10 protein-coding genes are annotated in these 13158 nt (G+C 50.6%); 6 read left to right on the forward strand and 4 right to left on the reverse strand.

Annotated elements, in window-relative coordinates; genetic code table 11:
• Positions 1 to 344 precede the first annotated feature (344 nt).
• Entirely contained in the window at positions 345 to 887 is a 543-nt protein-coding gene (locus H8K26_RS08590) for an acyloxyacyl hydrolase (RefSeq protein ID WP_190478876.1), read from the reverse strand.
• 117 nt (positions 888 to 1004) lie between these two features.
• Here H8K26_RS08590 and H8K26_RS08595 point away from each other — a divergent pair, with 117 nt between their 5' ends.
• The 3 genes from H8K26_RS08595 to H8K26_RS08605 all read left to right on the forward strand — a co-directional run bounded on the left by H8K26_RS08595 (position 1005) and on the right by H8K26_RS08605 (position 6065).
• Positions 1005 to 1919, forward strand: a complete 915-nt coding sequence (locus H8K26_RS08595) for an NAD(P)-dependent oxidoreductase (protein WP_190478878.1) — start codon at positions 1005 to 1007, stop codon at positions 1917 to 1919.
• 119 nt (positions 1920 to 2038) lie between these two features.
• Positions 2039 to 4117 carry a molybdopterin-containing oxidoreductase family protein gene (locus tag H8K26_RS08600; RefSeq protein ID WP_190478880.1) on the forward strand — a complete coding sequence of 693 codons (2079 nt, stop codon included), beginning with the start codon at positions 2039 to 2041 and terminating at the stop codon, positions 4115 to 4117.
• A 262-nt stretch (positions 4118 to 4379) separates the two neighbouring features.
• Positions 4380 to 6065, forward strand: coding sequence for a long-chain-fatty-acid--CoA ligase (locus H8K26_RS08605; RefSeq protein WP_190478882.1), 1686 nt, complete (start codon positions 4380 to 4382; stop codon positions 6063 to 6065).
• 214 nt (positions 6066 to 6279) lie between these two features.
• On the opposite strand, the gene H8K26_RS08610 is transcribed toward H8K26_RS08605, so the two are convergent.
• Complete coding sequence (locus H8K26_RS08610) at positions 6280 to 7863, reverse strand: alkaline phosphatase D family protein (RefSeq protein ID WP_190478883.1); 1584 nt, start codon at positions 7861 to 7863, stop codon at positions 6280 to 6282.
• A gap of 11 nt (positions 7864 to 7874) precedes the next feature.
• Positions 7875 to 8294, reverse strand: a complete 420-nt coding sequence (locus tag H8K26_RS08615) for an acyl-CoA thioesterase (protein ID WP_186882749.1) — start codon at positions 8292 to 8294, stop codon at positions 7875 to 7877.
• A gap of 284 nt (positions 8295 to 8578) precedes the next feature.
• On the opposite strand from H8K26_RS08615, the gene H8K26_RS08620 reads away from it, so the two are divergent.
• The 3 genes from H8K26_RS08620 to H8K26_RS08630 all read left to right on the forward strand — a co-directional run bounded on the left by H8K26_RS08620 (position 8579) and on the right by H8K26_RS08630 (position 12907).
• Positions 8579 to 10462, forward strand: a complete 1884-nt coding sequence (locus H8K26_RS08620) for an ABCB family ABC transporter ATP-binding protein/permease (protein ID WP_190478885.1) — start codon at positions 8579 to 8581, stop codon at positions 10460 to 10462.
• Entirely contained in the window at positions 10463 to 11416 is a 954-nt protein-coding gene (locus H8K26_RS08625) for a LysR family transcriptional regulator (RefSeq protein ID WP_186882751.1), read from the forward strand.
• A 204-nt stretch (positions 11417 to 11620) separates the two neighbouring features.
• Complete coding sequence (locus H8K26_RS08630) at positions 11621 to 12907, forward strand: Glu/Leu/Phe/Val family dehydrogenase (RefSeq protein ID WP_186882752.1); 1287 nt, start codon at positions 11621 to 11623, stop codon at positions 12905 to 12907.
• Here H8K26_RS08630 and H8K26_RS08635 read toward each other — a convergent pair.
• Positions 12852 to 13139 (reverse strand): hypothetical protein, encoded by a 288-nt coding sequence (locus H8K26_RS08635; RefSeq protein ID WP_186882753.1) that lies wholly within the window; start codon positions 13137 to 13139, stop codon positions 12852 to 12854. The genes H8K26_RS08630 and H8K26_RS08635 overlap by 56 nt on opposite strands.
• Between the last annotated feature and the right edge of the window lie 19 nt (positions 13140 to 13158).

The raw sequence follows: 13158 nt of genomic DNA on the forward strand, positions 1-13158 counted from the left end.
ATCCCGAACAGGACCGTGAAACGACTCTGCGCCAATGATAGTGCTGCAACCAGTGTGAAAGTAGGTTATCGTCAGGCTTGTATTCTGCGAACCCCCCGTTACTAGCGTAACGGGGGGTTTTGCTTTTGCGGGATACTTTATAGTACTGCTGGATTAATGCGGCAGGATCATCATGCTTCGGCGCTGGCGGCTTTATTCCAGATTCCGACTTCTCTTCCCATTACCACTCCTTATTCAGCCGTCTTCTGTTCTTCGCTCTTACTGACCAGCGGTCACTACGCCGGGTAAAGAAAAAGGAGCCCGCAGGCTCCTTTGTTGACTTTGCTTCCCCGATTCTCTACAACTTAGAAGTGGTAGCCAACTTTAACCGTGGCGACATTCACTCCAGGGTTGGGCTTTTTAATAGCGCCGTTGGAGAAATGCTGAATCTTGAGGCCAGCTTCCCAGCCGTTGTTGAACACGTAGCCTACGCCGATGTGGTCTCCGAACTGGAATGCCGTCGAAAAGGCGCGGCCGTTGTTGTTATAGACGTGGGAGAATAAATGCAGACCGATCCCCGCTTCGGCATAAAGCCCTTTTTTATTCTCATTCTGAAAGCGAAAGACTGGGGTGATGCCGACATCAGTAATATTTTGAGTCGCTCCCGATACTCCTTGATAGGCATTATTACGCCATTGAGTCAGCGTAGCATCCCAGTACCCGCCTACTTGTGTACCATTCGATTTGAACCAGGCATTGTCCCAGTCCCATTGAGCTCCGCCACGCACAAACTGTGACTTATTACCACTGGCAAATTCTGCGGAAACTGAATCTACGGCAAATGAACTGGCATGGGCTAGCAGAAGTCCAACTCCGGCCAAAAGGATTTTTTTATTAAAGGTTGTCATACGCTGCTTAAGAAGGTGGAGTAAAAGTTGAAGAATAACATGGCTGGAATTTTCATTCAGCTTCACCGGACGCGAAAAGACGATAATATTTAATCCGTTCAGCTATCGGAAAATATAATGACAAAGAAAATACGAATAGGATTTTTAGGGATTGGTTTGATGGGACGCCCGATGGCAATTCGTTTGCTCGAGGCAGGTTATGCGCTTACGGTCTGGAACCGCACCAGTTCAAAGGCCGACGCCTTGCGACAATATGGTGCGCTCACTGCAGACAGACCAGAGGATGCAGTCAATGCTGGTGACTGGTTTGCCGACGTGCTCATTACTATGCTGGACTCAGGGCCGGTAGTTGAAGATGTCATGCGACAAGTCATGCCCTACCTGAAAGCTGGCAGCATTGTTATCGATATGAGTTCAACCCGCCAATCAGAGGCGAAAGCACTAAACGAGGCATTGTTGAGCAAAGGCATTGCTTTTGCTGATGCTCCGGTTTCAGGCGGTGTGATTGGCGCGCAGGCTGGAACGCTGGCCATTATGGTTGGTGCGACACCTGACACGTATGCGCGGATAGAGGAAATATTAAAAGTTCTGGGGCATCCGACGCACGTCGGTGCTCCGGGTTGTGGGCAGCTGGCGAAATTGTGTAATCAGCTCATTGTGGGCGGCACAATCAATATCGTTGCGGAGGCATTGTTGCTGGCACAGGCCGGCGGCGCTGATCCCGTCGCTGTACGCCAGGCTTTGCGGGGCGGATTCGCTGAGAGCCGGATTCTGGAAGTACATGGGCAGCGCATGCTGGATCGTAGTTTTATGCCCGGAGGACAAGTCAAAACGCAGACCAAAGATATGGAAAATATTCAGAGGGCGGCGTCAGATGCGGGTTTGGACTTGCCATTGACCAGCCTGGTCACGGATATTTATCGAAACCTATCTACTCGTTACCCAACCGCAGACCATTCAGCGGCTCTGCTCGAATTAGAAAGACTGAATGCAGGAATTCGCCTCGGTACGGCACAGGATCAGTTGCCTTGATTTTGTTTGCCAGAGCGAACGTCAGAGGTGTGCGTCAACGAGCGTGCCGATCAAATGGAAAAAATTTATGGATGCTCACTCACTATTTTTCTTCGTGAGCCATCTTTTCAGGAGTCAGAATGAGTAGTGAAATAGTACGTGCGGTTTGTCCGCATGATTGCCCGGATACCTGTGCGCTATTGGTACATGTAGAGGATGGTAAAGCCATTGCAGTAAAAGGAGATCCTGAGCATCCAACGACTGCCGGTGTTTTGTGTACTAAGGTTTCCCGTTATACCGAGCGGACTTATCATGCCGATCGCCTGTTATATCCACAGAAGCGGACAGGTAAAAAAGGGGAAGGTAAGTTTGAACGCATCAGTTGGGAAGAAGCGCTGAATATCATCAGCGACAAGCTGAAGACAGTGGCCAGCAGAGATCCGCTGGCGATTTTGCCATACAGCTATGCCGGAACCATGGGTTTGCTGCAGGGTGATGGCATGGCGCAGCGATTTTTTCATAAGATAGGCGCATCGTTTCTGTATCGTACAATATGCGCCACGGCGGGCGGTGTCGGCTATAAATATACTCTTGGTTCCCGTATCGGTACTGACACTGAGCAGGCGCAAAATGCCAGGCTGATACTGATCTGGGGTGGTAATCCGATTGCATCGAATCTGCATTTCTGGATGCGGGTGCAGGAAGCCAAACGCAATGGCGCCAAATTAATTGCGATTGATCCCTATCGTTCGCTGACAGCAGAAAAATGCCATCAGCATATCGCTCTGCTGCCAGGGACTGACACCGCACTAGCTTTGGGTTTAATGCATGTTCTGATTGCAGAAGATCTGCTTGACCACGACTACATCGCGCAACACACACTGGGTTTCGAGCAGCTCAGCCAACGGGTTGCAGAATGGACACCTGAGCGTGTCGCCGCCACTTGCGGTATTACAGCAGAGGAAGTAATTCAGCTTGCACGCGATTACGGACATTGTGCGCAACGTGGTGAGGCAAGCCTGATTCGTATGAACTATGGCGTACAGCGCGTTCATGGCGGCGGTATGGCTGTCCGGAATATTGCCTGCTTACCCGCATTAGTTGGCGCATGGCGACATGCGGCCGGTGGCGTGCAATTATCTTTATCCGATGCATTTCCGAAAAACGTATCGTATTTGCAGAGACCAGACTTGTTTCCGCAAGGGCAGCCGCGACGCACGATCAATATGAGTACGATAGGTGACGATTTGTTAAAGCAAAGCAGCGCAGAGTTCGGTTCGAAAATTGACGCTGTCATTGTGTATAACTCGAACCCCGTCGCGGTCGCACCGCAGTCTTCAAAAGTGGCACAGGGATTCGCCCGCGAGGATTTGTTCACCGTTGTCATTGAGCATTTTCAAACGGATACCGCAGATTATGCCGACATTTTGTTACCAGCAACGACGCAGCTGGAGCACACCGATGTACACACGACCTACGGTCATCTGTACATGATGGCGAACAATCCAGCCATTGCTCCGTTAGGTGAAGCCAAACCAAACAGCGAAATTTTCCGACTATTGGCGAAGAAAATGGGTTTTGATGATGCGTGTTTTGACGAGTCTGACGATGAGATGGCGAGTCAGGCTTTTCACAAAAACGATGAACGTGCAATCCATTTTGACTGGGCGTCGCTGAAGAAGACTGGCTGGCAGAAAGTCAATGTCAAGCCAGCGCCATTTGCCGAAGGCGGTTTTGCGACACCATCCGGCAAGTGTGAGTTTTATAGCGAGAGTATGCGCAAGGATGGTTTCGACCCTTTGCCCACCTATATTCCGCCGTATGAATCCGTCGCGGCGAATCCGCAACTGGGCGCACGTTTTCCTCTGGCTATGATTTCGCCGCCAGCACGCAATTTTCTGAATTCGACGTTTGTGAATGTACAAAGCCTGCGCGATACCGAAGGCGTGCCTCATCTGGATATTCATCCTGACGATGCCACTTTCCGGCAGATCAATGACGGAGATCAGGTCAGAATTTTCAATGATCGCGGCAGTTTCGTGGCGGTGGCACGTGTCACGGATAAAGCGCGGCAGGGGCTGGTTGTGGGTTTATCTATCTGGTGGAAAAAACTTGCCAGCGACCATAAGAATGCGAATGAAGTCACCAGTCAGCAATTAACGGATATGGGCGGCGGCCCGACTTTTTACGATGTCCTGGTGCAGGTGGAGAAAGCCTGAGGCCGCATAAATCACCACGTTTTACCTGCGCAGTTTTGTGCTGTATCAGTAAAATGCCAGGATTTGAGTGCATCTTATTGTGCGTTGCAGCAAGTTAATAGAGGATGCTTTCAGGTTAGCGCAAAATGCTTGCCTTAGTTTCACTTAGCCGATAGCATCGGCTCTCGGGATATTGTTACTATTAAAAAGAACGACCATGCTTTAATATTCTGTGCAGTGACAGATGATCAACAGAACAACAATCAGAGACAAGGAAATACAGATGGAAACGACGGAAAAATTCTGGCTTAAATCCTACCCGGAAGGCATGCCTGCAGAAATAGACGTGACGCAATATCAGTCACTGGTGCAGTTACTTGAAGAGGCATTTAAGAAATTTTCTGCCCGCAATGCGTACGCTTGCATGGGGAAATATCTGACTTACGGCAAGCTGGATCTGATGTCGCAAAAAGTTGGTGCGTGGTTACAGCAGCAGGGGCTGAAAAAAGGCGCCCGTGTTGCGATCATGATGCCAAACGTTTTGCAGTATCCTGTCGTGATGGCGGCCATTCTGCGTGCCGGTTATGTGGTCGTGAACGTCAATCCGCTGTACACCCCGCGTGAGCTCGAGCATCAGTTAAAAGACTCGGGTGCAGAAGCGATCTTTATCCTAGAGAATTTCGCGACAACGCTGGAACATGTGATTCAGAAAACACAGGTAAAACACGTTGTAGTCGCCAGTATGGGCGACATGCTCGGCCTTAAAGGCCTGCTGGTGAATTTTGTTGTTCGTAATGTTAAGAAAATGGTGCCCGCTTTTTCTTTGCCGAACGCAAAACGATTCAATCAAGTGTTGTCGGAAGCCGATTCACTGAGCTTAAAAGCAGTCGAGATCCATCGTGATGACGTCGCGTTCCTGCAGTACACCGGTGGCACGACAGGTGTTTCCAAAGGTGCGACACTGCTGCACAGAAATGTGGTTGCGAATGTCTTGCAGAATGACGCCTGGCTGACCCCGAGCATGTCCGGACATAAAGATGATGCGCGCATCATCGTCTGTGCTCTGCCTCTGTATCATATCTTTGCGCTGACGGTCTGCAGTTTGCTGGGCACCCGTATCGGTGCGATGAATCTGCTGATTCCGAATCCACGTGATATTCCCGGCTTCATCAAAGAACTCAAAAACTACAAGGTCAATATTTTCCCTGCAGTGAATACCTTGTATAACGGCTTGTTGAATAATCCTGAATTCGCCAAACTGGATTTTTCCGGTTATGAAATCTGTAGTGGCGGCGGCATGGCAGTGCAGAAAGCCGTGGCCGATAAATGGTTGAAAATCACCGGCTGTGCAATCGCTGAAGGTTATGGTTTGTCTGAAACATCGCCAGTCGCGACTGCCAACTTACCGGATACTAAAGAGTTTTCCGGCACGATCGGTCTGCCGATTCCATCCACAGAAATTGCGATTCTGGATGACGATGGTAATCGTCTGCCGTTGGGACATGCAGGTGAAATCGCGATTCGTGGCCCGCAGGTGATGGCGGGTTACTGGAACATGCCGGAAGAAACCGCAAAAGTGATGACGCCTGATGGCTTCTTCAAAAGCGGTGACGTCGGCATCATGGATTTCCGCGGTTACACCACGATTGTCGATCGTAAGAAAGACATGATTTTGGTGTCTGGCTTCAATGTGTATCCGAATGAAATCGAAGGCGTGGTCGCATTGCATCCAGGCGTGCTTGAATGTGCGTGTATCGGCGTGCCGGATGCGAATTCCGGTGAAGCGGTGAAATTGTTTGTGGTGCGCAAAGATCCTTCATTAACGGTCGATCAGTTAATGGATTATTGCAAAGAGCAATTCACTGCGTACAAGAAACCGAAGTACATAGAATTCCGTCTCGAATTGCCGAAAACGAATGTCGGTAAAATCTTGCGTCGTGAATTACGTGATGAAAAGAAACCGGCTTGATCGTGTGATGGCAGCGGCGCTGACTCGATAATTCATCGGTATTAATTTGCTGAATGAAGGATACTCCCCCCTCTTTTATATAAAAACTGCCTATTGTCGGCATAAAATAAGGGGGGATTTTATATACTGGTGGGAGTATATTTACCGTATCCAGACGGCGTGAAGATGCAAAAAAAGGAAGGCATTGCCTTCCTTTTTTATTGCCGCCGCAGTTTCAGATACTGACGAGTCCGGCTTTACCGTCTTCGACCACAAAACTTTTGAGCGTACTGATTCCCGAATCCGCTTTGCTGACATCATCCACTGCAACGAACTGCGTCAGCATTTTGTTGGCGGAGATGTCCAGCAACATGAATCCGCGTTTATCGCTGCGGCCATATTTGATATGCGGATTCTGCGCAACGATCTGATCGGTACGTTCTTGCGGGCGCGAATTGGAGGTGATCGAGGTGCCGCAAAATTCGGTTGCCAGTACCGGGTTGTCCGGCGAAGATTTTTTCCAGAAATCGCGTTTCAGATTGGCGGCATAAAACGTGTGAACGTCGCCGGAAATCACGACAGTATTCGAAGGCCGGTGTTTTTCAATATCATCAAACAAACGTTGGCGTGCTGCCGGATAACCGTCCCAGCCATCAGTCCAGAATTTTCCTTCACCGTCCACATTCACATTGCTCAGATTGGTTTGCGCCATGAAGGTTTGCTGCGTCAGAATATTCCACTTCGCCTGCGAGCTTGCCAGACCTTGTGCCAGCCATTTTTCCTGTTCCGCACCGAGCAGCGTTAATGCGCTGTCATTGCGACTGGTGCACTCAGCCTGCGTGACGACATTGGCGCCGCCGCGTCCCGGTTTGGCGCAGATTTGCGGCGAGCGGTATTGACGGTCATCGAGCACATGAAAACGTGCCAGCCTGCCCCAGTCAAAGCGCTCGTAAATGCGCATGTGGGCAAACTGTGACGGCAGCACGGTCACTTTGTGCAGCCGCACAGGCATGTGTTCGTAAAATGCCTGATAGGCAGCAGCGCGGCGCAGGATGAAATTAGCATCCAGACGTTCATCACGCTCGTTGCCGTAATCATTGCAGACTTCGTGATCGTCCCAGGTTACCAGCCAGGGTGCCGCATGGTGTGCCGCCTGCAGTTGCGGATCGGATTTGTATTGCGCATAACGGGCGCGATATTCCTCCAGATTGCTGCTTTCAATATCGCGTCGGCGCGGTTTGGCCGGATGCTTCAGGTCGTAAGGACCCCATTCGTAAATGTAATCGCCGAGAAAGGCGACCAGATCGGGATTGGCTTGCTCGATGTGGCGATGTGCCGCATATTCACCGAATTCCCAATGCTGGCAGGACGCCACGGCCAATTTCAAGGTGCTGAGCGGTGCATCCATCGCCGGCGCGGTACGTGTGCGGGCGACCGGGCTGATCGCATCGCCATGAATAAATCGATACCAATACCAGCGCCCGGGTGACAAGCCCGTCACATCGACATGCACACTGTGCGCCAGATCCGGCAGCGCAAACACTTCACCTTTGTTGACGATACGCTTAAATCCCTCGTCTTCAGCGACTTCCCACAAGACTTTGTAGACCATAGGCGCGAGCGCCTGAGCATTCAAAGGATCAGGCAGTAAGCGCGTCCAGATAACAACGCTGTCGTGGCGCGGCGAGCCTGACGCGACGCCCAGCGTGAACGGATAAACTTTGCTGCGTTCTGCCGCATAACCCGGAAACGCCTGCGACAACGCTGCAAGCGCAGTCAGTTGCAGGCTGCGTTGTAAAAACAGACGACGTGACGGCACTTGATTTATCCTCAGACGCCGGACGAAACGGATTCCAGTGGCGGAATCTGACGTGGTTTTCTGTCTTCACCCGTTGCAACATAAGTTAAAGTTGCTTCGGTCACCTTGACAGTGCTGGCTTGCAGGCGATTACGTTCCGCGTAAACTTCGACCTCTATCGTGATAGAGGTATTGCCTACCTTGACGATCTGCGCGTAAAACGACAATAAATCGCCGACAAACACCGGTTGTTTAAACAGGAAAGAATTCACGGCAATCGTTGCCACCCGGCCGTTAGCGCGGCGGGCAGCCGGAATAGCGCCGGCAATATCGACTTGCGACATGATCCAGCCGCCAAAAACGTCGCCATGCACATTCGCATCCGATGGCATAGGCATGACGCGCAGGGTTGGCATACCTGCCGGAAGAGTGGTTTGGTGATGATCAGTCATCGGGAGTTTCCTTAAAACGTTACAATCAGAGTAAATCCATCTCTCAGATATTTATTCAACGTCGGCCTGGCTGTTCTTTTTAATCTTGCTCAGACCAAAGACGTCAAAATGATAAAAAATGAGATACGGCGTTGTATGTGCCTGCACACTGGCAGAGAAAAAGTCATCGGGAATCATGCTCTGAGAAGGGTAAACGATCAGACCGGATGGTGTTGCTCAGAATTCTTTGCGCAAATTGCAGGCATTGCCGACATGATAAACCACTTCAGGAAAAGACTCTTACGATGCGTCGCAGAGAAAATACAGGTAACAGTGCTTCCCACCTACCACCGACTGACCAGCCACGCGGCGATTTCTCGACGATTAAAACTTTGTTGCCCTATCTATGGGCTTACAAATGGCGGGTATTACTGGCGTTGACATTTCTGGTCGGCGCCAAGCTGGCGAATGTCGGTGTTCCGGTTGTATTGAAAAAACTGGTCGATAGTCTGACTGTGACGGCAAGTCATCCGGCAGCGCTGATGGTATTACCGGTGAGTCTGCTGATCGGCTATGGCGCCTTGCGGCTATCAACCACCTTGTTCACTGAACTGCGTGAATTCATTTTTGCCAAAGTGACGCAAAGAGCCGTACGCACGATAGCATTGCGGGTGTTCCGGCATTTGCACGCTTTGTCTTTGCGTTTTCATCTGAATCGCCAGACAGGCGGTGTCACTCGCGACATCGAACGTGGTACCCGTGCCGTCTCGTCGCTGGTGTCGTATGCCTTATTCAGCATCGTGCCGACCTTGCTGGAAATTTCGCTGGTGCTGGTTTATCTGAGTACGCATTACGACATCTGGTTCAGCGTGATCACTTTCGGCGCACTGGTGACGTATATTATTTTCACAATCACGGTGACGGAATGGCGTACGCATTTCCGCCGCACGATGAATGAGCTGGACTCGAAAGCACATACTAAGGCGATCGATTCGCTGTTGAATTATGAAACGGTGAAGTACTTCGGTAATGAGGAATATGAAGCGCAGCGCTACGATCAGGGATTGAAAAATTTTGAGACGGCAGCAGTCAAATCGCAGAGCAGTTTATCGCTGTTGAACACCGGGCAATCGCTGATTATTGCGAGTGCCATCACGCTGATTTTATGGCGTGCGACGCAGGGCGTAATCGATGGCACGATGAGTCTCGGCGATCTGGTGCTGGTGAATTCATTTATGTTGCAGTTGTATATGCCGCTGAATTTTCTGGGGGTGTTGTACCGTGAAATCAAGCAAAGTCTGGCTGACATTGAGAAACTGTTTTCGCTGCTTGATCAGAATCAGGATATTGCTGATTCCGCTGATGCAAAGCCGCTGCTGATCACTGCGCAGAATGGTGCAGAGATTCGCTTTGCACATGTGAATTTTAGCTATGAAAGCAATCGCCAGATTTTGTTTGATGTCGATTTCACGATCCCGGCCGGAACGACGACGGCGGTGGTGGGGCATAGCGGTTCCGGTAAGTCAACGCTGTCGCGTCTGCTGTTCCGTTTTTACGATATTCAGAGTGGCTGCATCAGCATTGCCGGTCAGGATTTGCGCGGCGTGACGCAATCATCCGTGCGCGCCGCGATAGGCATCGTGCCACAAGATACGGTGCTGTTTAACGACACGATAGAATACAACATCGCCTATGGCAAACCGGGGGCGACCAAAGATGAAATCATTGCCGTTGCCCGAGCCGCTTATATTCATGAATTTATCGAGACACTGCCCGATGGTTACAACACCATGGTGGGTGAGCGCGGTCTGAAATTATCTGGCGGTGAAAAGCAGCGTGTGGCGATCGCCCGCACTTTATTGAAAAATCCATCGATACTGATTTTCGACGAAGCGACCTCGGCGCTGGATTCACGCTCAGAGCAAATGATACAGGCGCAATTAAAAGAAATCGCGCGCAGTCGCACCAGCCTGGTGATCGCACATCGCTTATCGACCATCGTTGATGCCGGACAGATTCTGGTGATGGACAAAGGCAGACTTATCGAGCGCGGTACGCATCAGGATTTACTGGCGCAACAAGGCGCATATGCACAGATGTGGGAGCGGCAGCAAAGCAGCGGTAATGATGTCAGCGAAGAAGACGGCAGCACACCATCTGCGCAGTCTTTGTCGGCAGCGGGGGCATAAATGGAAACCAAGTGGTTAGAAGATTTCGTCTCGCTGGCAGAGACCAATAGTTTCAGCCGTTCGGCAGAATTGAGACATGTCACGCAGCCGGCTTTTTCACGGCGCATACAATCGTTGGAAGCGTGGCTGGGCAGTGATCTGATCGACCGCACATCTTATCCGACACGCTTAACACACGCCGGAGAAGTGTTTTATGAACAGGCGCTGGCGATGCTGGGGCAGATCAATAATGCCCGTGCTTTATTGCGCGGCAAACGCCCGAGCACGCAAACTACGGTCGATTTTGCAGTACCGCACACCTTGTCGTTGACTTATGTTCCGCGCTGGCTGACCGGGCTGGAATCTGAGTTTGGCGAAATCAACAGCCGTCTGCTGGCGCTGAATGTGCACGATGCTGTCATGACGCTGGTCGAAGGTGGCTGTGACCTGCTGCTGTGCTATCACCATCCGCGTCAACCCTTGTTGCTGGATGCGAGCCAGTACGACATGATCAGCATGGGTACCGAGGCCTTGCGCGCCTACACCCGGTGCAATAAACAAGGCGTGCCCGAGTTTGAGTTTCCCGGCACCGATAACGCACCATTACCATTTTTAGCCTATGCAAATAATGCGTATCTGGGGCGTATGGTTGATCTGATTCTGAATGATGGTCGTACCCCTTTGCATCTGGAAAAATGCTACGAAACCGATATGGCCGAGGGCTTGAAAATGATGGCGCTGGAAGGGCGCGGCATCGCGTTTTTACCCGAATCCGCCGTAACCCGGGAAGTGAAGCAAAAGTTACTGGCACGTGCCGATGGCGGCAGCGGGGCATGGGAAGTGAACATGGAGATTCGTTTGTATCGCGAGCGCCCGTCGGTACAGCGCCCGGGAAAAATGATCGTGTCGCGATTGTGGGAATACCTGGAAGAGTTGCAGAAAAAAGCGGATAAGAAGCAGAAAAAATCAGCCTGATTGATGTCAGTGTTATGGCGCGCCGAATCCCGGTTAAAAAATCTCGCTTGATGGTTATGCGTTTATTGCATAGATTGATGCAAACAAAGCATTGGCTGAATTTTGCCAGAGAAGACTACTATGCATCATCTTTCGGAAGGTGCTGAAAATTGGCATTCCGGAAAAGACAGAAAAAATCAGATCAATATATCAGGAGGTCATACCATGTCCAGCCAACACCAGATTCCGTCCTATCTTACCCCGACAGAGACCGGTCCTTGGTCCGTTTACCTTGAGCAAATCGATCGCGTTACCCCTTACCTCGGCCATTTGTCGCGTTGGGTAGAAACGCTGAAACGCCCGAAACGTATCCTGATCGTTGATGTACCTATTGAGCGTGACGATGGCACGATTTCTCATTTTGAAGGCTACCGTGTACAGCACAATACTTCACGCGGCCCAGGTAAAGGTGGCGTGCGTTTCCACCAGGATGTGACTTTGTCTGAAGTGATGGCCTTGTCGGCCTGGATGACGATCAAGAACTCGGCGGTGAATGTACCTTACGGTGGCGCCAAAGGCGGTATCCGTGTTGACCCGAAAACCTTATCCCGTGGCGAATTGATGCGGATGACGCGTCGTTATACTTCCGAAATCGGCATCATCATTGGCCCGGATAAAGATATTCCGGCACCAGACGTTAACACGAATGAGCAGACGATGGCTTGGATGATGGATACCTACTCGATGAACGAAGGTCGCACTGCGACTGGCGTTGTGACAGGTAAGCCTATTTCTCTTGGCGGCAGTCTTGGTCGTCGTGAAGCAACCGGACGCGGCGTGTTTGTGGTCGGTAGCGAAGCTGCTGCCAAACGTGGCCTGAGTGTGCCTGGCGCAAAAATCGCAGTACAGGGTTTCGGTAACGTGGGCGGTATTGCTGCACGTCTGTTTTCTGAAGCTGGCGCAAAAATCGTTGCGGTTCAGGATCACGGCGGCACGATTTTCCATTCTAACGGTCTGGATGTGAACAAACTTCTGGCACACGTTGCAGAAAAAGGCAGTGTCGCTGGATTCGACGGAGTTGAAGCTGTACTGCCAAATGAAGAATTCTGGGCGGTGAATTGCGACATCATGATTCCGGCCGCGCTTGAACAGCAGATCACAGCAAAAAATGCGAATCAGATCCGTGCTTCCATCATTCTGGAAGGTGCGAATGGCCCGACAACACCTGAAGCCGATGATATTTTGCGCGACAAAGGCGTGTTGGTTGTACCAGACGTGATCGCCAATGCTGGTGGTGTGACTGTGTCGTATTTCGAATGGGTGCAGGATTTCTCCAGCTATTTTTGGACTGAAGATGAAATTAATCAGCGTCTGACACGCATCATGCGTGAAGCCTTCAGTTCTGTATGGCAGGTGACTGAAGATAAGAAAGTGTCCTTGCGTACAGCCGCCTTCATTATTGGTTGTTCGCGTGTATTACAGGCACGTGAGGTACGCGGTCTGTATCCATAATCGTCACCCCGGCAAGACGATGCTGCTGATACTGCATCGTTTGCCACCGCCATAAGCTGGCGTTGTTTTTTCTTTCAATACCCATGTTTTTGTATTCTTTATCGGGATGCAGAAACATGGGTATTGTTTTTTTCAACAGCATTTCCGTGATTCTGTTGAAAATAATAAATTTATCCAAATTAAATTCTGCAAACAGATACATATTTAGTTTAAACAGGGAAAGATTTTTCATTACTATCCTGAGCATGATT

Origin of the sequence: Cognatundibacterium aquatile (assembly GCF_014699135.1) — a bacterium.
Taxonomy (GTDB): Bacteria; Pseudomonadota; Gammaproteobacteria; order Burkholderiales; family Burkholderiaceae_D; genus Undibacterium; species Undibacterium aquatile.